This window comes from Streptomyces sp. RLB3-17 (assembly GCF_007113425.2).
Classification (GTDB): domain Bacteria; phylum Actinomycetota; class Actinomycetes; order Streptomycetales; family Streptomycetaceae; genus Streptomyces; species Streptomyces mirabilis_D.
Genome location: NZ_CP041610.2, coordinates 31,186 through 50,631, shown reverse-complemented (window position 1 = coordinate 50,631; position 19,446 = coordinate 31,186). Strand labels below are relative to the sequence as shown.

Genomic DNA, 19,446 nt, shown 5'->3' with positions numbered 1-19,446 from the left:
GGTCGTATCGGCGGAGAGGCGCTTTCTAGCATGTGCGACGATCACGGGCACTCGGCGGCCGAGGCGGCGTGGTCAGCGCCTCGGATCGCGGAGGGACCGGCTGTTGACCCGGTGGCGCTGCCCGAGGTCGACGAGGTCAGGGTCACGACGATGGTCGACAACACCTTCGACGCCCTGCTGGTCTCAGCCGAAGGCATCACCCGGGCCTCGATCGGTGCCGGGCGGACCGCCGCGCGGCAGTTCGCCGGCGGCGAGGCCCTCGCGGGGCTGCGTGCCGAACACGGCTTCTCCGCCCTGGTCACCGTCCAAAGCGGGAACGCGAGCAGCATGCTGCTGTTCGATACCGGCGCGTCGCCGGACGGGCTGGCGGTGAACGCCGAGCGTCTCGGCGTCGATGTCGGCGACCTGCAGGGCGTCGTACTCAGCCACGGACACTTCGACCACGCGGGCGGCTTCGACGGCCTGGCCCGGCTGCGCAGACGTTCCGGCCTGCCGTTGACCGTCCACCCCGCGGTCTGGACCCGCCGCCGCCTGGCACTACCCGCCGGCCAGGGTCTGGAGATGCCCACGCTGTCGCGGGCTGCCCTGGCACGCGAAGGGTTCGAGGTACTCGAACGGCGGCAGCCGTCGCTGCTGGCCGGCGGCATCCTGATCACCGGCGAGGTGGACCGCGTCACCGAGTTCGAGCACGGCATGCCGCCGGCACACCAAGCCTGGGACGGGAACGGCTGGCGACACGACCCTGCCGTCATCGACGACCAGGCACTCGTCATCAACGTGCGCGGCCGGGGACTTGTCATCATCACCGGGTGCGGCCACGCCGGAGTGGTCAACATTATCCGCCACGCCATGAGACTGACCGGCGTCAGCAAACTGCTGGCCCTCATCGGCGGCTTCCACCTGAGCGGCCCCGCCTTCGAGCCGGTCATCGGCCCGACGGTGGCCGCGCTCACTGAACTCGCACCCCACCTGATCGTCCCCGGTCACTGCACCGGCTGGCGCGCCCAGCACACCCTCTCCGCAGCTCTCCCGGACGCATGGGTGCAGACCAGCGTCGGAACCACCTACACACTCAGCGCCCCGCAGGGGGGTGATGCCTGATCCCGGCTCAGCAGTAGACAGACGCAGTGTCAGTACCAGGTGCCATGCTCTGCCGCCATGAACAAACAACAGTTCTGGGAGCTCATCGAGGCAGCCCGCAACCAGGCGTCCAACCCGAACGACGGAGAAACGGTCGTCCGCCGGGCAACCTCGCTACTGGCCACACACTCTGCCGAGGAGATCATTGCCGCTCAGCAGGCGTTGTGGGACCTGATGGCCGACTCCTACACGAATCCTCTGTGGGCCGCTGCCTACGTGATCAACGGAGGCCGCTCCGACGACGGCTTCGACTACTTTCGCGGCTGGTTGATCGCGCAGGGGCGCGAGGTCTTCGAGCGCATAGTGGCCGATCCCGATGCCCTCGCAGAAGTGCCCATCGTGCGAGCCTCAGCTGCCGACGGAATCGATCTCGATTGTGAGGAGGCACTCAGCATCGTTTGGAACGCACATGTCATGGCGACCGGCAAGCAACTCCCTGACGACGCGTTCAGCATCCTATATCCGGAGCTGGACCCCACTTGGAAATTCGACTTCGACGATCGAGGTGAAATGACTCGCCGACTGCCGCGCTTGGCAGCTCTCTACCTGGAGTAAGCGGAAACTTGGGTCACGATGCAAAGTCAGATGGGTGCAGTTCCTTTGAAGGGAAAGGCGCGTCTGGGCTGGGTGTGGCTATGAAGCGTCTGCGTAGGCGAGGTGGGTGCCGCAGACGGTGCAGCGGAAGAGCATGGCGCTTGCGCCCTTCCCGAGTTGGGTCAGGAAGTACTCGAGCTGGGATGGGTCGTGCCAACCGCCGAACCGTAGGTCGGTTCGAAGCTGGTCGAGTGCGTCGGGGTGGGCGGCGAGTTCGGTGTATCCGACCTCGCCAATGAAGGCGGCCGCGTCGTTGCAGTGGACGAGCCAATGCGGATCCTGCCAGGCGTGGAAGCCGGGGGTGCGGCGGGTGACGTGCTCCAGGGTCTCCCCGCTGACGCCGTCAAGCCCGTATGAGTCGGTGAATTCACCTTCGAATCGTTCAGCGGCGCTGCCGTCGGCGATGCACCAGGGGCAGAACTGCCCGTTGACGTCCTGGGCTGTGTAGAACGTCGCGGTGTAGATCCACCCGGTGCTGCGCTCGCAGCAGGCGCAGGTCTCGGCGCTCTCGCGGATGGATCCGCTTGCGACGGGTTCGGGGTGGTAGCGGAAGGAGGGCAGGTTGGCGCTCACTGGTGAGCCTGCCTGTGCAAGGAGGGCGCAGCGTCGACGCGGGCGGTCTGCGCGTCGGTGGGCACGCCTGTGAACCTCATAGGTCGCAGTCTGTCCGCAAGTAGTCCCGTGATCAAGCGGCGACGTCCAACCGCTGCTGGTCCGGGGCGGGGTAGAGGCGTTCGTGCTCGCGTGCGGCGTGGAAGCGCCAGTAGGGATCGAGATCGCCGTTGGAAACAATGGCGAGCAATCGCAGGACGGCTTCGGCTCCGGGCAGGCCCCAGCGGGCGCCGGTGATATCGAGGCGGTCGGCGATCAGGTGGCGACGGGCGCCCTCGACCGCGCCGGTGGCGATCGGCCACCCGTTGTTGAGCGCGGTGTCGTAGTGGAACTCATCGAGGTGGCCGGTCAGGTAGCGGTGGCAGGCGTCGACGGCCTCGCGCCGGGCGGCTGACAGGTGTTCCCGCTTGCCCCTGGGCGGTCATCTCGGCGGCGGCGCGCACGGCGTGGCCCGAGAGGATCGCGGTCAGACGGTCGGCCGCCCAGGCCTCGGCCTCGGTGATGCCAGGTTTGTGGAAGGCGGGCGGCGGCCCAGACGTACTCGGCGACGTGCACGAAGTCCAGCAGGACGTGGACCGTGGCGCCGCGTCGGCTGGTCTCGGCGCTGATCAGGTCGAGCTGGTGGCGGGCGCCCTCGACCAGGACATCCACGGCCTTAGAGGTCGCGCGGATAGGCGCGGTTGGAGACCCCGGCAACACGACGGCGCATCAGAGACCGGATCATCTTCGACAAGTTGCTGCAACTGCTGCGTTTCCGCTGCTCCTACGAGGCGATCGCCGACACGACCTGCTCGGCCACCACGATCCGCCGCCGACGCGATGAGTGGATACAACTCGGCGTGTTCGCCCAGCTCAAGCAGATCGCGCTGGACTCCTACGACCGGATCGTCGGCCTCGTCCTCGACCAGATCGCCGTGGACGGCGCGATCACCAATGCGCCCGGAGGCGGCGAGGTCGCCGGTTGCTCACCGGTCGACCGCGGCAAACAGGGTCTCAAACGCTCAGGCATGACGGACGGATACGGCATACCCCTGGGCCGTGTCCTGGCCGGCGCCAACTGCTACGACTCCCCGTTGCTCGCCCCGACCCTGGACCGCCTGGACGACCTGGGGCCGTTACCCGTCGACGTCACCGTGCACCTGGACGCCGGCTACGACTCGGACAAGACCCACGCGCTGCTGAGCGAACGTGGCCTGCACGGGCGCATCGCGCACAAGGGGGAGAAGGCGCCCATCCAGGCCAGTCAGCGTTGGCATGTCGAACGCACTCACGCCTGGCAGAACGCCTTCTACCGGCTCGCCCGCTGCTACGAGCGGCGCACCACCGTCATCGACGCCTTCTTCGACCTCGCCGACACGGTCATCACCGTGCGCAGTCTGATCCGGGAGGCATGGACCGCACACCGCTGGGACACCCGTCATCGACGCCGTCCATGACTGATCACCAGGGCACGGGTGTTCCGTCCCAGGAGAAGAAGCCACCGGTGGGGCCGTCGTCCGGCAGCAGGGCCAGGCGGAGGGCACCCTGCGCGGCCTCGGCCGGGTCGCCGGCGGCAGCGGCGGCCCGGGGGTTGAGATCGGTGGCCCGCAGGCCGGGGGCGAGCGCGTTGACCTTGAAGCCGTCCTCAGCCAGCGTCTGGGCGTAGAGGACGGTGAGGGCATTGAGGGCGGCCTTGGACGACCGGTAGGCGCCGCCGCCGCTTCCCGGAGTGAACTGGGGGTTGGGGGTGGTGTTCCAGGTCAGCGACGCAGTGCCACTGGAGATGTTGCCTATGCGCGGGCGCGGGGAGCGGGGCAGGGAGGGCAGGAAGGCATTGGTCACCGCCACTACCCCGAACACATTGGTCTCGTATGTGCGCCGGTACTCCTCGACGCCGGTGTCGGTCGGCGGGGCGAGTGATGGCGAGATGCCGGCGTTGTTGACCAGCACGTCCAAGCGGTCCATCTGAGCCGCGGCCTGTGCGACGCCGTCGGGATCTGTCACGTCGAGGACCAGTAGACGGGCCCCGGCTCCGATCTCCTCGACGGCCCGCTGCCCGCGCCCGGGTCACGGGAGCCCACGTACACGGTGAGGCCCTCGGCGGTGAGCAGCCGGGCGATATGCTTGCCGATGCCCTTGTTGGCACCGGTGACCAGAGCTGTGCGTTCGTTCATGGCAACCACACTTCCCTGGTCGTGGGTGCCCTGCCAGGGTCAGCCTGTACCAGGCGGTGGGAGGAGGCGACATGGCGCGGCAGGAGCTGGCCCACTACCTGCGGGACCGCCGGGCGGCCCTGCGTCCGCACGAGATCGGCCTTGCGGCGACGGGCACCGACCGCCGCACACCGGGTCTGCGTCGCGAAGAGGTGGCGGAGCTCGCCCACATGTCGGTCGACTACTACACGCGGCTGGAGCAGGCCCCGGGGGCCGCGGCCATCGGCCCGGATCCTGGACGCGCTGGCCCGCGCGCTGCGGCTCACGCCGGCCGAGCGCAGCCATCTGTTCCGCCTGGCGGGTTCAAGCGCGCCGCCTGGCATCAGCGCCGTGCGGCGGGTGCGCCCGCACGGCGCTGATGCTGGAGCGGCTGCCGGAGACCGGTGCCATCGTCACTGACGCGGCGTACGACGTTGTCGCCTGGAACCCCCTGGCCCGGGCACTGCTCGGCGCCGACCTTGGAGGCGGGACAACGAACCTGGCCCGACGCCGCTTCCTGGGCCAGGGGCGGACGTACGAGAGCTCCAGCGCCGAGGAATTCGGGCACATCGTGGTGGCGCGGCTGCGCCGGGCCGCGGACCGCTACCCGCGTGACCCGCAGCTGGCCGCGCTGCTGGCCGAACTGCACGCCGGCAGTGAGGAGTTCCGGCAGATCTGGGAGGCGCGTCCGGTCCACACTCCCGGGCATCGCACCAAGACCCTGGACCATCCGGAGGCCGGTGCGCTGCGGTTGAACTGCGACGTCCTGCTCGTGCCCGAGGATGACCAGGAGGTTGTGCTGGTGACGGCCGACCCCGGATCACCTGCCGTGCGGTCCCTGCGCAGGCTGGCCACGCAGGCGACCTGAAACGAAGGATGCGCACAGGACTCGCCAACGGTCACAGAGCGTCGCAACTCAATTTTCACTCGGGCCTGTGCCCACCTTGATGCCGAGGCTTTCCACGCCGCCTATCTGCGCGGGCTCTTAGACGATCTGATGACCGGCAAGGATGTGAGTGTCTACGTCACATCCGCTGCAGAAGTCAGGGCACCTTGGGCCGTCGCCCCGAACAACGGCCGGTGATGGAGCGCGAGCTGCTCGGCCTCCCCGGCGCCGAACCTGCTGTGACCGACAGAGCCATGCCCCTGTACGGCATCCAGGATCCCAGGTACGCGGGTGCATCGTTGGCGTCCGACATCGTCACTCGTTCGAGTTGCATGCTCACAGAGCGAAAGATAGCGTTACGGACAGTAATAGGCCTGTCGCGTGGCATGGGCACCTAGGTGCCATGCCACTCCACGCTCGATTCGGTTCACCGGCGGTGCAGCCTCGGTGCGCGCACGATTCATGTCCGCGCCGGCGAGTGGAAGTCCCATCGAGGCAGCGCTCCGCCTGGACTCTCCGCGACTCCGGACCCAGGAATTCAGGGAGATCCGCCATGCCCGATTTTCTCCGTTCGTATTCCCGCCGGAAGTTCATCTCTACTTCGGCGACCGTCGCGACCGTGGCGGCGACAGGGGCTTTCGGTCTGCGATCCTGGGGGGAATACGGAAAGCCAGTGTCGGCAAGTGAGAGGCAAAGCATCCGCCCGTTCCGCGTGCATATTCCGGAGCATGATCTGACTGATCTGCGTCGACGCATCAAGGCGACACGATGGCCCGACCGGGAAACCGTCCGCGATCAGTCCCAGGGTGTCCAGCTGGCCACGATGAAGGAACTCACCCACTACTGGGGAACGACGTACAACTGGCGGAACATCGAGAAGACACTCAACTCTCTGCCGATGTACATAACAGAGATCGACGGACTCGACATACAGTTCATCCATGTCCGCTCACGCCACGCGGATGCCTTGCCGATCATCTTGACCCATGGCTGGCCCGGCTCCATTCTGGAATTCTTGAAGGTCATCGGGCCGCTCAGCAACCCCACGGCCCACAGGGGCCGCGCCGAGGACGCCTTTCACCTCGTCATACCGTCGATGCCGGGCTATGGCTTCTCGGAACGGCCGACGACCACCGGGTGGAACCCCGACCGTATCGCGCGCGCCTGGGCCGTGCTGATGGAGCGTCTGGGATACGAGCACTACGTTTCCCAGGGCGGGGACTGGGGTGCTGTGATTTCGGACAAGATGGCCGTACAGAAACCCCGCGGGCTGCTCGGAATCCACGTCAACTTCCCGGCCACCGTGCCGCCGGACATCGCGAAGAAGCTCGCCTGCGGTGACCCCGTACCCGCCGGTCTCGGCCCCGACGAGAAGGCCGCCTACAACCAGCTGGCCGCCTTCTACAAGACTGGATCCGGTTACTCGGCCATGATGGTCACCCGTCCGCAGACCGAGGGATACGGAGTGACGGACTCACCCGCCGGATTGGCCGCCTGGATGTACGACAAGTTCGCGGCCTGGACCTACAGCGGCGGCCACCCCGAGCGCGTACTCACCAAGGATGAGATGCTCAACGACATCACACTGTACTGGGTGACGAACACCGCGGTCTCCTCGTCACGTCTTTACTGGGAGAACAACGCCAACAACTTCAACGCCGTGTCCGTGTCCATCCCGGCCGCCATCACGGTGTTCCCCGGTGAGATCTACCAGGCCCCGCGCAGCTGGGCTTCACGCGCGTACCACGATCTCTTCTACTACCACAAGGCTCGTAGCGGCGGCCACTTTGCGGCCTGGGAGGTCCCGGGCATCTTCACGGACGAACTCCGCGCCGCATTCTCGTCACTGCGCAACTCCCAGAGGAAAGCAGGAAAGTAGGCTGCCGACAGAAGTCGCCTTTCGATACAGGGAGCTGTCGATTAATTACTGAGGTCTTCCAGCGCCGCCGCTCCAGAGTGAGGACCGCTGCTGCCATCGGCGCTTCCCCCATGCCGGACCGTTCGACGCGCACATGGGTGGCACGCACGCGGAGAATGAAGCAGGGATCCGTTGCCAGGAGCGCCACGCCCTCTGCCCTGCGGAGCGGCGGTGGCCCCTTCGCGAAGGTGGTGGCGATGCCGACGTGGCGATTGCGGGACTTCCACGACGACGACCTGGACCGCGCCATCCAGATCTGGGACCAGAACCAGCAGGCGGACGAGGCACCTGCCGTTTTCCCCGTATCGGAGGTCGTGACCGCAGCCAGGGCCGGAGGACCGGCCGTGGTGGCGGTGGTCGGCGACGAAGTGGTGGGCGTCGCCGTGGCGCAGGCCTACGGCGAGCGGGGCTGGATCACCGTGGTGGCTCTGGCCGGGACGTGGCGCCACCGCGGTATTGGGAGCTCCTTGATCGCCGAGCTTGAGCGGCGCCTGCGGGCACAGGGAGTCCGCCGGATCGGCGCGCTCCTCACACCGGGGGCGACGGGAACCACAGCCTTGGAGAACTCCGGCTACCGCTCCCGGGTCGGGCTCGTCTTCTACGAGAAGGTCGAGCACCTCGGCGCGAGCGACGCCGGCCTCCTCGCGGAACTCGGGGGAAGGAATGCTTCCGGGGGGTCTGTGGAACAGCCTCGCCGGAATGGAACGGGAGAAAGAGGCCATCGAGCGGCGGATCGTGCTGCCGCTGGCCCAGCCCGTGCTGGCCGAGCAGTACGGAGTGAGGCCGCCGAAGGCGGTCATCCTCTTCGGGCCGCCGGGCACCGGCAAGACCAGCTTCGCCCAAGCAGTCGCCTCGCGGCTGCAGTGGCCCTTCGTGGAGGTCTTCCCCTCCCGGCTTGCATCGTCCCATGAGGGAGGACTGGCGACCTCTCTGCGGGAGGCGTTCACCGAGCTGGCCGAGCTGGAGACGGTGGTGCTCTTCATCGACGAGGTCGAGGAGATCGCCTCGGTCCGGTCCGGTACGGCTGTCGACCCCAGTCACGGAGTCACCAACGAACTGCTCAAGCTGATCCCCGGCTTCCGCGGCCACGACGACCGCCTCCTGATCTGCGCCACGAACTCCGTCCGCTCCCTCGACCCGGCGTTCCTTCGGCCCGGCCGCTTCGACTACGTCATCCCCGTCGGCCCGCCGGATCCTCAGGCCCGTTCGGCGATCTGGCGGCGCTACCTCGGGCCCGCCGCCACCCATGTCGACCTGCACCGTTTGGTGGAGGCAAGCGCAATGTTCACGCCGGCCGATATCGAGTTCGCCGCTCGCAAGGGTGCCGCAACCGCCTTCGAACGCGAAGTCGCCCAGGGGAAAGGCATCCCGATCGGCACGGAGGACTACCTGCAGGCCATCGCCCAGACCCGTCCCACACTCACTGACCAGGCACTGAAGGACTTCGCCGAGGACACCGAGGAGTACGTGCGCATGTGACATCGAGAGGCCCTCCACCCGCGGGTGGAGGGCTGATTCGGCCCCTGGGCCGTATCAGCGCGATACCACACCCGTGCTGGAGTAACTCCTGTGACTGCCACCTTGCCGCGTGTCCTGCCCAGCCCGGACGGCAAACCGGTTCCACAGCCCGGCACCGCCGAGGCTTTCTGTAGGGAAGGCCGCCCGGGTGCGGCGGGTTCGGAGGTTGGCGGCGTCCCGGCCTGCGGCCTCGGCCAGGAGCGCTCGGACGACCTCGGCCCGCTCCCAACGCTGGGCCTTCGCGGTCGGGATGACCTCGGCCATCGCCCGGCGGATGTGAGGCAGCTTCAGGCGCCGCGTCAAGGCGATCGCCTCGTCGAACACGGCGCCGGTCGTGGCCGCGACGGCGGATGCCGGGGCAGCCAGCCGGGGCCGGGCGGTTGCGGTTGCGGTGTCAGTCATCAAGGGTTCCTTCTGTTCGGTTGGCTAGATTGAGCGGATGTTCGAACGAGTGGGTGCTGAAGAGTCCGCGGCCTTGGAGTCGCTGGCCTGGAAGGTCCGCAACGAGCTGGCAGCCGCGGGCCTGCCCGTGCTCGCCTCGGGGATGAACCCGGTCCTGACCTGTGGCGCCGAGGTGGACATCGACGACGGTGCCGACGCGGCCGGCGGAGTGTTCGTGGCCTGGCAGGCAAACCCTCGCCTGCGGGCCTGCGCGAGTCGCGCATTCAGGCTCAAGCAACTGGATGAGCCGGTCCTGCGGCATTCCAGTGCGGTCGGGGCCGCGATGACGGAGGCGATGGCCCAGGTCTTGGCTTCGGCGGGCTTCAGCGTGGAGGACGCCCGCGACGAATACCGTCCGCAGCAGTTGCGGGTCCTTGCCGGACCGCCGTCCGGGCAACAGCCGGTGTGGCAGCTTCGCGACGACGAGCTGGCCCTGCCCGGGTGGCAGAACCCTCCCGCCGACGGTGCCGAATGAGACCATCGTGGCTCACGGCGTCGTGAACCCGGACCAGGCGGAGGTGCCAGGTTGCAGGCTGTGGGCTTCACCGCGGCGGATCGGATCGGTCCGGTCGTGCTCACCCTGGTGGTCCAGGATCGATAGCAAGTCGCCCTCGGTGAACCGGCCGACCGTCGCCGCGGTGCCCAGCGCCCGGTCGACGTCGGCGGTCCCGTGCAGCTTCGCCAGGGTGACGGCGTCGCGCATCTTCGCCCGGATCCGGCGGACGTCGGTCGCCGTGGCCTCGACCAGCCAGGCTGTCGCCCCCGGGCCCATCGCCAGGAACTGTGCCTCGGCCGGGTTCGTCGCCCTGGGTGTGCGCTCGCCGCGCGGAGCGTCGGGGTGGTGCTCGTCGACGATCCGCGGACTGCCCGGGGCCGAGCGCGAAGGGCGGGCGCCCTCGGCCGCGCTGCCGGCGACCATCGCGGTCACGATCAGCTCGTCGCCGTGGAAACAGACGCAGACGCGCTCGTCGACGAGCTCGTGCGGGAGCGAGTAGCGGACCGACTCGACCGAGATCGTGGAGTCATTGCCGAAGCTTTTGGTCTCGCCGATCACGGCGGTGAACGGCTGCTCGGGCACCGGGTGCAGCCGTAGCCGTTCCTCGGGCAGCAGCTGGGCCGGGATCCGGCGGGTCTCGCGGTGAACCCGGCTGTTGACCTCGGTCATGAAGTCCTTGCAGGCCTGCTGGAGTTCGGCGAAGTCGGCGTACTCGGTGTGCAGATTCACCGCGGTGGGGACCAGATCCCGCTTCGCGATCCGGGCCGTCGCCTCCGTCCCGCCCTTCGAGGCCGGGTCGGCCGGCACGCACGACCGCACCACCGTGCCGTAGTAACGTGCGATCGCCGCCAGTTCGGGGTTGCGGACCGCGATCCGGGCCACGTGCTCGACCGTGACGGTCTTCTCGTTGTCGGTCAGGCAGTAGGTCGGGACCCCGCCCAGTGTCCGGAGCGTCGCGTCCAAGCAGGCGGCGACGGTCGGCAGGGTCTTGTCGAGCACCGGGATGACCAACCAGAGGCGGGACCAGGCCAGCCAGGCGTATCACAGGCTGATGCGTCTGCCGTCGATGGGAGGGCCCTCTCCCCAGTCCCACTGCAGCCACATCGCCGGCTCGGGTATCCACAGCCGGACGACCTTGCGGTTCCCGGCCCGATAGGGCTCCTTCACCGTCGCGACGGCCCGGCGGGTCGTGCAGTCGGTGTCGGTGAAGCCCATCGCGGCGACCTTCTTGTGAACAGCGTCGGCACCGACCCTGCCGCGGGACCGCTCGACCAGTTCCTCGACCTTCGGCAGGAAGTCATCAATGAGCTTCGACCGTACGGCCCGCTCGGTCGGGTCGACTCCCTGTCCGCGCAGCTGGACGTATCGGCCCACGGTGTGGTGGTCGCAGCCAGCCAGCTCGGCGGTCTTCCGGTAACTCCCGGTGAGGTCGTAAGCCTCAAGAATCTCCATGATCTCCTCATCGCTCTTCACCGTGCCCGCTCTGTGTCATGAGCTTGGTGGGTCTGCGGGGAGATCAGCTGTCCGTCACCGGGGAGATTTCATGTCCGCCGACGGGGAGGCCAACTGACCGCCAGCGGGGAGTCTGCCGTGCCCACTGACATTTCTGCAGGTCGGCAGTGTCGGCAACTCGTGCCGAGAATCGCCGTCGGCAAAACGGTGCGCTCGAGAAGGGCTACCCGACGGTCGATTGACCCCTGGTGTCCGAGGTAGGCGTCTGGGGCCTCTACGGCAGATGTCGGTGGGCACCGTCGACGACGGCCGAGGCGGCGGCGATAGCCGCGGTGCTGCCCACCGGCGCCATGCCGGACCGAGAGCTCCGCCAGGTAGGCGGTGCCGTCGTCGACAGCGTCGTCGGCCGGGTGCGGCAACGTCGGCGTCGTGGGGACCGTACGCGCGCGTGATGGGCGCGCATGCGCTGCTCGGTGTCCTGGTCAGGGGAGGCGAAGCACAGACCCAACCGCTCACCGGTCGACCGGTAACCGCCCGCTCTCCTGCCGCTGTTGCCGCAGTGCCGACGGGGGCCTGCTGGAGGACCTGCTCACCGCGGCGGCCACCGAACCCGACGCCGAACCCGTCGCGGTGCGCCTGTGCGGCTGGCGCGAGCACACACGGCTGCTGCGCACCGGCGAGGCCGACGCCGCGCTCATGTTCGCACCCTACGACCCGGACGGCATCGACGCTGACATCGTCGCCCTTGAGCCCGCGTCGCCGCGCTGCCCGCGGACCACGCCCTCACGCCTGCCTCCCGGGTACTGCTCGCCGACCTCGGCATCGCCCCCGAAGAAGTCGACGGACGGGCAGAGCACGACATCAACAAGCACGGCGTCCACGATCTCGCGCAACTGGTCGCTCTCATCAGCCTCGGCACGACGACGAACGTGCTCCCGAAATCCGTCGCTGCCAGATACCTTCGGCAGGGGGTGACCTACGTCCCCGTCGAGGGCTGTCCTCCCGCAACGCTGGTCATCGCCTGGCCGGAGCGCTCCCGCAGCCGCGGCGTGGCCGCGCTGGTACGCGCGGCGGCAGCCGTGGCCCAGTCACGGGGCATGAGCACAGCCGTCGAAGCAACGCGGTGACCACCCAGACCCACGGATCAGCGGAGCACAACGGTCGAATGCGACCACCAGACCGGGGAGCGGCTTGGCCAACCTGGTCTGCAAGCGTGTGTCGGCCGACCAGCAGTCGGGCTCACCGCCGCACGTCAACCGATGGATCCGTGCCGGTCCGGCCCGCCGGTTCACGGTGTGCCGGACGCCAGTCCGACCCGGTAGGCGAGGACGACCGCCTGGACCCGGTCGCGCAGGGCGAGCTTGGCCAGGATCCGCGAGACATAGGTCTTGACCGTCTCGGGGGTGATGTACAGCTGCGCCGCTATCTCCGCGTTGGACAACCCCTGGGCCATCTGCCGGAGCACCTCGAGTTCGCGGGGTGTCAGCGCGCGTACGACGTCCTGCCGGGCCGGCCGGGAGGACTCGGCGGGGCGCAGGTGCTCGGCGTAGTGGCCGATGAGGTGGCGGGTGACGGCGGGCGCGAGCAGGGCCTCGCCCCGGGCGACGGTCCGGATGCCATTCACCAGCTCCGCGGGCGGCGCGTCCTTGAGCAGGAAGCCGCTGGCTCCGGCGCGCAGTGCGTCGTAGACATGGGCGTCGACGTTGAACGTGGTGACGACCAGTACCTTCGGTGGTTCCCCGGCGCCGGGGCCGGCCAGTTGGCGGGTCGCCTGGATGCCGTCGAGCAGGGGCATCCGGATGTCCATCACGACCACGTCGGGGCGCAGCCGCCGCGCGGCTTCCACCGCCACGTGCCCGTTCTCGGCCTCGCCGACGACCTCCATGTCGGGCTGGGCCGAGAAGATGGTGACGTAGCCGGTCCGCACCAGTTCCTGGTCGTCGCAGACGAGCACACGGATCGGTGGTGGCGCATCGCTCACGGGGTCACTCCTGAACGGGCTCGGGCTCGGACGGAATCGTGGCACGGACCTCGAACCCGCCACGGGGCCGGGGTCCGGCCTCCAGTTCACCATCGAGCATCCGCACCCGGGCCCGAAGCCCGGCCAGCCCTCGTCCGCCCCCGGGGCCCGGCTCGCGGGGGGCCGGTACGGCCGCCGGTGAGGTGACGGGGAGGGGTCCGTCGGTGGTCACCCCGATCTCGACGCGCTCCTCGCCGTGCCGGATCAGGACCTGTGTCGGCTGCCCGGTCGCGTACTTCATCGCGTTGGTGAGCGCTTCCTGTACCACCCGGTACGCGGCCAGCTCCACGTCCACGCTCCGGGGCCGCCGCTCACCTTGCTCGCTGAACTCTACCGGCTGACCCGACCTGCGGGCCTGCTCGACGAGGTCTCCCACGCGTCCCAGGGCGGGCCCCCGGCCCTCACGCGCGAGGCCCTCACGCAGCAAGCCACGCGGGGGGCCGGCGGTCGTGGACTCGCCGGTCGCCTCCAGCACGCCGAGCAGATACCGCAGTTCCGTCAGGGCCCGGCGGCCGGTGTCGCTGACGGAGGCCATCCCCGTAGCGGCCCGTTCCGGCGCGGACGTGATCAGGAACTGCGCCGCGTCCGCCTGCACCACCATGGCCGTCACATGGTGGGTGACCACGTCGTGCAGCTCCCGGGCGATCCGCGCCCGCTCGGCCGACGTGGCCACCTCGGCGGCCAGCCGCCGCCGTTCCGCCTCTTCCCCGCGCCGCCTGCGCACACCGCTCCCCGCCAGCCGGACCGCGGCCAGCACCAGATAGAACGCGAGATAGTCCGTCATGTCCTGCGGGGAGCCGAGCCGGTGGAGGACGACGGCGAGCACGACGTACCCCACGCTGGACACGCCCGCCAGGCTCCGGCGGAAACGGACCTGGTGGGCCCCGGCCGAGTACAGCGCCAGATACAGCCCCATGCTGCCGAACGTCGTCGCGAAACCCAGCGCCTGGTGCACGCCGAACGCGACGGCGACGACAGCCAGACAGCCCGCGGGCCAGCGACGGCGAGCCGCCAACGGCAGGGTCTGCGCCAGGACCAGCCCCACGCCCAGCGCGTTCGCCGGCCGCTCGGGCAGATCGCCGATCTGCGCCCCGATCGTCGACAGGGTCGGTACGAAGGCCAGCAGGGTGAGCGCCAGGGCGAGGAAGCCGTCCTTGAGGAAGGCGTCCTGCTCCTTCCACCGGTCGAGCCGTACCCGCAACGACGGCCGGATCATCGGCCCCTGACGAAACATCACGTCCCTCTTCCTCCAATCAGCCGGTGCCCCGTGAGCCGACCCGCCTCAGTGCCGGACGAGACGCCGGGGCCGCAGACCGCCGCTCCGGCCGGCGAGAACGAACATCCGGACGGTGAGCAGCACACCGATGAGGACGGGCACGATCGACGCCTCCAGACCGAACGTGCCCCCGCTGAGCAGGGCAGAGCCGTGGGTGTCGACCGTGAACAGGCCCTTGGGAGTGTGTCCGGAGACCGGGATGCCCAGCAGCTGCTCGGCGGTGTTCCAGGTGAAGTGCAGACCCGCGACGAACCAGATGTTACGCCGCCACAGGAACGCGACGCCCAGCATCACGCCGGCCTCCAGGGCGATGGCGAGGGCGCTCCACACGCCGGCTCCCGGAGCACCCAGGTGGGCGACGCCGAAGAACAGCCCGGTAATCACGATGGCAGCTCGGCTGCCCCACCGCTGTTCCAGGGCCTGGAGGGCGAAACCGCGGAACATCAGCTCCTCGGTGACCGCGGCGCCGGCCTGCACCATCGCCGCGGACCAGACGACGGAGAAGAAGCCGTTGCCCGCCCAGGAGAACGAGTAGCCCCCGAACGCCGTGATCAGGAGGGCGGATACCAGGACAAAGCCCAGGCCGACCGCACCGCCGCGCAGCGCCTCCCGGCCGGCCCCCTGCCGGGCGATCTCCGACGTGGAGCGTCCCGCGACCCGGCACATCACCACCCAGTACACGGCGACCGCGGCGACCGCGCCCAGAACCGGCACCGGCCCGGGACCCGTCGCGGTCAGCCCCGAGACCAGGCCGACACCCACCATGCCCGTCAGCATCCAGCCGAGCGGAGCGCGGACGATCCGGCCGAGACGACCACCCCGGCCGCCACCGTCCTCGTCCGGGCGGGACCCTTCGTCGTGCTGCGCGGCGGACGGCGTGCTCATCGTGACCTCCCTGCGGCGACGGCCACCCCGGCGGCGACCGATCTGACGACCACGCTAGAAATCCGCCGGCATCCGCGAATCACCCGCGCAGGGACGGTCCGGGTAGCTCTCACGGGGGATGCGCCGTGCCTGCCGGCCGGTTCGGTCGGCTTCGCCCTTCACGGAACGCGAAGTCGTGCGTCGTCACACCTCACTGACGGTGTGACAGTCACCGTCCCCTGTCGCGCGGGTCGCCCTATGAGGGCGGCTGTTGGTGACCGGGAGGTCGTGAGTACGGTGTCGGGCTCGTCGCTTCCGCGGAGGCGGACGGTCAAGTCCGCGGTGGCGAGTTCGAGACGGTTTAATGCAGGGTGCCTATCCGAGACATGCCGTTGTCGCGGTGAGGAACTGTGCCTGGATCTGGACCGGCTGGTCGGTCATGGGCAGTCCGAAGTGGTTGACGGCAGTCACCTCGTTGGCGTTGTTGACCTGCCAGCCGTGCTGCTTGAACTGGTTCAGCCAGGCGTCGCGGGCCTTGATGGTGTGCAGGGGGCCGGCGCCGCCGAACATCACGTCGTCCACCGTCGAGATGACGAGCGCCGAGTCGAGGCCGGCGGGGTGCACCTCGGCGGTGAGGGCCAGAATGCTGCCCTTCGCAGCGTGGCTGGAGACACCCGCGAGCAGTCGTTCCACGTCGCCCGGCTGAAGGAACAGGACGAGGTGCTCGCCGATGAAGAGGGTGGGCTGCTGGGCGTCGTGCCCAGCGCGGGCCAGGACGTCGGCGACGTCGTCGGTCGCGAAGTTCACCGCAGCCAGGGTGACGAGGGTGATGTCAGTGTCCAGGGCTTCGAGGCGCCGCGCCTTGTCGGCGATGATCTCTGGCAGGTCCAGGTCGAAGAACTGCACGCCGGAGTGCCTGAACCGCAGTGCGCGGTCGTCGTAGCCGGCGCCGAGGTTGACGACCTGGCGGGTTCCGGCCGCGATGGCGTTCAGCTCAAGCTGGGCGAAGTACGGGGCGCGGGGAGCCAGCAGACCCAGGGAGAGGGAGATGTCGCTGGGTTCGCCGTCCGGGTCGATGGCCTGTAGTCCCTGGATGAGTGCCCGCCCGCTGGCGGGTGACCCACAGATGACCGTCGGTGCCGCGGAAGAACACCTGAAGGCGGCCGCGGGCGTCTGTCGCCACTGCCGGGTCTCCGGCCGGGGAGCCGCCCAGGCTGCCCGGGTCGGTCCAGTCGCCGTAGCCGGACTTGGCGGTTTCCCACACGTGCCACAGGGCGCCGTCGGTGCCCCGGAAGAACGCCTCCGGGCGCCCGTCGGCGTTCAGCCCGGGGACTGGGTCGCCCCCGATATGGGTCACCAGCGTCTTCCCCGGGCCGTAGGTGCCATTGATGACCGTCTGCCAGGGATGCTCAAGGTGGCCTTGGCCGTTGCGGAAGAACACCCCGATGCGCCGTGCAGCCGTCCGCAGAGCGGAGGGATCGCCGGACAAGGTGGCGCTGCCCAGCTTCTCCCAGTCGGACCAGCCACCCCATCGTCCAGCCTGCGGCGGCGACGGCGGTGGTGCGCGGCGGTGTCGCCGGGGAGCGGGCCGCTCTGGGGGATCCTAGGCTGGTGGGGGCTCGGGGTTGTCGTGGAGGTCTGTGATGCCCCGACCGCTGTGGAGCGGCGCGATCAGCTTCGGGCTGGTGACCATTCCGGTGAAGCTGTTGAGTGCCACCGAGGACCGTTCGGTCCGTTTCCATCAGGTCCATGCGGAGGATCTGGGCCGGGTGCGGGTGCGCAAGTTCTGCGAGGCGGAGGACCGCGAGGTGGCCGCGGGTGAGATCGGCAAGGGGTTCGAGGTCGCCAAGGACACGCTGGTCGCGGTCACGGACGAAGAGCTGGAACAGATGCCGCTGCCGACCGCGAAAGCGATAGAGATCGTCGCGTTCGCGGTCGGGCGCGTCGATCGACCCGGTGCGGTTGAGCGGCGACAGCTACTTCCTGAAGTACGACGGCCAAGTCGCGGCGAAGCCGTACGCTCTGATCGCCCGGGCGCTGGCCCGCAACACGAAGGTGGCCGTCGCGAAGCTGGCGTGGCACGGGCGTGAGCGCCTGGTGCTGTTGCGCGTGCGGGACGGGGCACTGGTCGCACTCGTCCTCAAGTGGGACGACGAGGTGCGCGACCCCTCCGAGCTCGCACCGAAGGAAACCAAGGTCACGGACTCCGAGATCGACGAAGCGCTGCAGCTGGTCGACTCGATGACGACGGACGACATCTCCGGCTACCAGGACGAGTACCGGAACGCCCTGGAAGCAGTGATCGAGGCGAAGGCCGAGGGCCGACAGCCACCCGAACCGCGAACCGAGGACAAGGAGCCAGGCCGAGCCGTACAAGAACTACAAGACCCGCCTGTCGATCGCACTGCGCCTGCTGTGACCCAAGCGCCACTCGCAGCGCTCCGTTCTGGCGGCCGGACTGGCGCATGGTCGTGGCGCCCGCCCGCGTGGGGAGGTATGCGGGTGCCGATCGCAGGAGCGGGCGGGTTTCCCCCTGCCAGCCCGCTCCTGCACGCATACGGCAGCCCGGGCGCCTCAGTGGCATGGGCGCCTGGGCTGCCGTAGCCGACGACGGCGTGGCCGAGAGGGTCGCCCGCCCGGCGCGCTGTCCGTGACCCCTCGTCATCGTGGACGCCACTCCAGCCGGTAGCCGGGATGTCGCGCATACGGCTGAGGGAGCAAGGCCTGGGTGTGACTCGGGGCGACGGCCTGATCTTTCAGTCGGACGGCATCGACGGGCTCGGCCGTCTGCGCTGCGACACCATCCGCCGGTATTCCCGTGACCCGTCGGATGGCACCTGCGGCCAGGATGGTGGTCCTCCCGCAGGCGTCCGCGACGGCCTGACTGGCTTCGGAGCGTAGGGACCGCACCCGGGGCGCACCAGCGCGCCATTGAGATACCGGCGACACGAGGAGCAGTGGTCCATTTGCGGTCTTCCGGGGCGACATGCCGTCCGGCCCGGTCACGTTCGCACGCGGAATCGAGCGGCCAGTAGCACTAATGGCGCTTTCGAAAGGTTATGTGCAGCCCATGTGATGCTCCTGCGGGGATTCTCGGTAATTGTATGTGAGCGTCGTGCGTGTCTGGGTGTCCGCAGTCGCGCCCCGTGATCACGCCAGGCGGTCCTCGAGGTCATTACTGGTCGGCCTTGGCGGTCGGCAAAAGGAATCCCTCGTCCGCACAATGGGGAAAGTTGCAGAATGTGTGCCCAAATGTGGGATATCCCGGGCGGTGTGTAACGCGGCGGCGGCTGCGTGACGCAGACCTATACGGGCCCGCGATGATTTCCAGGCGGGACCGTCAAGAGACTCTCGTGAGAGGCGACCCAGGAGGCGGTTGCCTCACCCCGGCTTGCAAGATGATGCGTCAGATTGGATTCCAGTGAGCAATCCCGACCCGATGCCCGGATACCCCTCCTACGGCCAAGCCCCGGGCGAACCACGCCGCCACCAGCGGAACCAGGGCGCTGCCCGACGGACGGCCCTGGCCATCCAGACGGTCGCCGACATTGCTGCCGGCTTCCTGTGCCTGTGGATCCTGCTCCACTTGCTCGGAGCCAATGAGGGAAACGTCTTCGTCGAGTTCGTGCACGGAACGGCCGACTTGTTGGCCTGGTGGTCACAGGACATTTTCACCATGGACACAGAGGCCCTTCGGGTTCTCCTCAACTACGGTCTGCCCGCCCTGCTTTATGTGCTCGTCGGCCATGGGATCGCTGTGCGGCTCAGTCGCGTCTGACCGCATTCCTGCCCTTGAAGTCACCAAGGATTTCAGGGCCCGTTCAGGCGGCACAGAAGTACGACACCCAGGAGGACGATCCCTGTGACATCCAACTCGGCCGAAAATGATCACCTGCCGGTTTACGAAAGCCTGGTGCGTGAACGCGGTGATGCCGTGGCAGAAGCTCGCGTGGTGGCGGAAGAGACGCAGCGCCGGATAGCGCAAGTCTTGAACTGGCATGACGCACGTCATCTCGGGCGCGCTTCGAGCTAACTCGCCCTGGAAGTCGGACTGCGGA

The 19,446-nt window shown here is 68.7% G+C and carries 13 protein-coding genes and 7 pseudogenes; 10 read left to right on the top strand and 10 right to left on the bottom strand.

The features are described 5' to 3' along the window. Positions 1-30 precede the first annotated feature (30 nt). Both FNV62_RS00240 and FNV62_RS00235 read left to right on the top strand, forming a co-directional pair. Positions 31-1,101, top strand: coding sequence for an MBL fold metallo-hydrolase (locus FNV62_RS00240; RefSeq protein WP_143611807.1), 1,071 nt, complete (start codon positions 31-33; stop codon positions 1,099-1,101). A gap of 57 nt (positions 1,102-1,158) precedes the next feature. Further along, the gene (locus FNV62_RS00235) at positions 1,159-1,695 is read left to right on the top strand and encodes a DUF4240 domain-containing protein (protein ID WP_143611806.1); all 537 of its coding nucleotides are present in this window, start codon (positions 1,159-1,161) and stop codon (positions 1,693-1,695) included. Positions 1,696-1,773: 78 nt separating this feature from the next. Here the strand turns inward: FNV62_RS00235 and FNV62_RS00230 are convergent, their stop codons facing one another. Next, positions 1,774-2,307 (bottom strand): CbrC family protein, encoded by a 534-nt coding sequence (locus tag FNV62_RS00230; protein WP_143611805.1) that lies wholly within the window; start codon positions 2,305-2,307, stop codon positions 1,774-1,776. 112 nt (positions 2,308-2,419) lie between these two features. Then, positions 2,420-2,991, bottom strand: a pseudogene (locus FNV62_RS00225) (ISKra4 family transposase); the annotation flags it as partial. 53 nt (positions 2,992-3,044) lie between these two features. On the opposite strand from FNV62_RS00225, the pseudogene FNV62_RS00220 reads away from it, so the two are divergent. Next, a pseudogene (locus FNV62_RS00220) lies at positions 3,045-3,782 on the top strand (IS5 family transposase); the annotation flags it as partial. 4 nt (positions 3,783-3,786) lie between these two features. Here the strand turns inward: FNV62_RS00220 and FNV62_RS00215 are convergent. Further along, a pseudogene (locus tag FNV62_RS00215) lies at positions 3,787-4,499 on the bottom strand (SDR family oxidoreductase). Positions 4,500-4,570: 71 nt separating this feature from the next. Between FNV62_RS00215 and FNV62_RS00210 the strand changes: the two are divergent. The 3 genes and pseudogenes from FNV62_RS00210 to FNV62_RS00200 all read left to right on the top strand — a co-directional run bounded on the left by FNV62_RS00210 (position 4,571) and on the right by FNV62_RS00200 (position 8,800). Further along, positions 4,571-5,385: pseudogene (locus tag FNV62_RS00210) on the top strand (helix-turn-helix transcriptional regulator). Between the two features lie 571 nt (positions 5,386-5,956). Next, positions 5,957-7,282, top strand: coding sequence for an epoxide hydrolase family protein (locus tag FNV62_RS00205; protein WP_143611804.1), 1,326 nt, complete (start codon positions 5,957-5,959; stop codon positions 7,280-7,282). Positions 7,283-7,518: 236 nt separating this feature from the next. After that, a pseudogene (locus FNV62_RS00200) lies at positions 7,519-8,800 on the top strand (ATP-binding protein). A gap of 54 nt (positions 8,801-8,854) precedes the next feature. Here FNV62_RS00200 and FNV62_RS57430 read toward each other — a convergent pair. Then, positions 8,855-9,241, bottom strand: a complete 387-nt coding sequence (locus FNV62_RS57430) for a hypothetical protein (RefSeq protein ID WP_275902501.1) — start codon at positions 9,239-9,241, stop codon at positions 8,855-8,857. 37 nt (positions 9,242-9,278) lie between these two features. Here FNV62_RS57430 and FNV62_RS00190 point away from each other — a divergent pair, with 37 nt between their 5' ends. Further along, positions 9,279-9,755, top strand: a complete 477-nt coding sequence (locus FNV62_RS00190) for a hypothetical protein (RefSeq protein WP_143611803.1) — start codon at positions 9,279-9,281, stop codon at positions 9,753-9,755. A gap of 12 nt (positions 9,756-9,767) precedes the next feature. Here the strand turns inward: FNV62_RS00190 and FNV62_RS00185 are convergent. Next, a pseudogene (locus FNV62_RS00185) lies at positions 9,768-11,249 on the bottom strand (IS21/IS408/IS1162 family transposase). A 227-nt stretch (positions 11,250-11,476) separates the two neighbouring features. On the opposite strand from FNV62_RS00185, the gene FNV62_RS00180 reads away from it, so the two are divergent. Continuing rightward, positions 11,477-11,680 carry a hypothetical protein gene (locus FNV62_RS00180; protein ID WP_143611802.1) on the top strand — a complete coding sequence of 68 codons (204 nt, stop codon included), beginning with the start codon at positions 11,477-11,479 and terminating at the stop codon, positions 11,678-11,680. Positions 11,681-11,935: 255 nt separating this feature from the next. Here FNV62_RS00180 and FNV62_RS00175 read toward each other — a convergent pair whose 3' ends face one another. The 5 genes from FNV62_RS00175 to FNV62_RS00155 form a co-directional block, all read right to left on the bottom strand. Continuing rightward, positions 11,936-12,121: a hypothetical protein gene (locus FNV62_RS00175; protein WP_143611801.1), complete on the bottom strand. Its 186-nt coding sequence runs from the start codon at positions 12,119-12,121 to the stop codon at positions 11,936-11,938. 395 nt (positions 12,122-12,516) lie between these two features. Further along, positions 12,517-13,209 carry a response regulator gene (locus FNV62_RS00170; protein ID WP_054229554.1) on the bottom strand — a complete coding sequence of 231 codons (693 nt, stop codon included), beginning with the start codon at positions 13,207-13,209 and terminating at the stop codon, positions 12,517-12,519. A 4-nt stretch (positions 13,210-13,213) separates the two neighbouring features. Beyond that, on the bottom strand, positions 13,214-14,482 hold the full coding sequence (locus FNV62_RS00165; RefSeq protein ID WP_143651892.1) for a sensor histidine kinase: 1,269 nt from the start codon (positions 14,480-14,482) through the stop codon (positions 13,214-13,216). Positions 14,483-14,530: 48 nt separating this feature from the next. Further along, positions 14,531-15,409: a CPBP family intramembrane glutamic endopeptidase gene (locus FNV62_RS00160; RefSeq protein ID WP_143611800.1), complete on the bottom strand. Its 879-nt coding sequence runs from the start codon at positions 15,407-15,409 to the stop codon at positions 14,531-14,533. A gap of 354 nt (positions 15,410-15,763) precedes the next feature. Beyond that, positions 15,764-16,426, bottom strand: a complete 663-nt coding sequence (locus FNV62_RS00155; RefSeq protein ID WP_225900780.1) for a class I SAM-dependent methyltransferase — start codon at positions 16,424-16,426, stop codon at positions 15,764-15,766. A 605-nt stretch (positions 16,427-17,031) separates the two neighbouring features. On the opposite strand from FNV62_RS00155, the pseudogene FNV62_RS00150 reads away from it, so the two are divergent. Together FNV62_RS00150 and FNV62_RS00145 are read left to right on the top strand one after the other, a co-directional pair. Then, a pseudogene (locus FNV62_RS00150) lies at positions 17,032-17,761 on the top strand (Ku protein); the annotation flags it as partial. Between the two features lie 1,048 nt (positions 17,762-18,809). Then, on the top strand, positions 18,810-19,166 hold the full coding sequence (locus FNV62_RS00145; protein ID WP_097289598.1) for a hypothetical protein: 357 nt from the start codon (positions 18,810-18,812) through the stop codon (positions 19,164-19,166). The last annotated feature ends 280 nt before the right edge of the window (positions 19,167-19,446 follow it).

Coding starts and splice junctions, on each gene's coding strand:
- FNV62_RS00235 (WP_143611806.1), top strand. CDS start 1,159: ATGAACAAACAACAGTTCTGGGAGCTCATCGAGGCAGCCCGCAACCAG.
- FNV62_RS00205 (WP_143611804.1), top strand. CDS start 5,957: ATGCCCGATTTTCTCCGTTCGTATTCCCGCCGGAAGTTCATCTCTACT.
- FNV62_RS00240 (WP_143611807.1), top strand. CDS start 31: ATGTGCGACGATCACGGGCACTCGGCGGCCGAGGCGGCGTGGTCAGCG.
- FNV62_RS00160 (WP_143611800.1), bottom strand. CDS start 15,409: ATGAGCACGCCGTCCGCCGCGCAGCACGACGAAGGGTCCCGCCCGGAC.
- FNV62_RS00190 (WP_143611803.1), top strand. CDS start 9,279: ATGTTCGAACGAGTGGGTGCTGAAGAGTCCGCGGCCTTGGAGTCGCTG.
- FNV62_RS57430 (WP_275902501.1), bottom strand. CDS start 9,241: ATGACTGACACCGCAACCGCAACCGCCCGGCCCCGGCTGGCTGCCCCG.
- FNV62_RS00165 (WP_143651892.1), bottom strand. CDS start 14,482: ATGTTTCGTCAGGGGCCGATGATCCGGCCGTCGTTGCGGGTACGGCTC.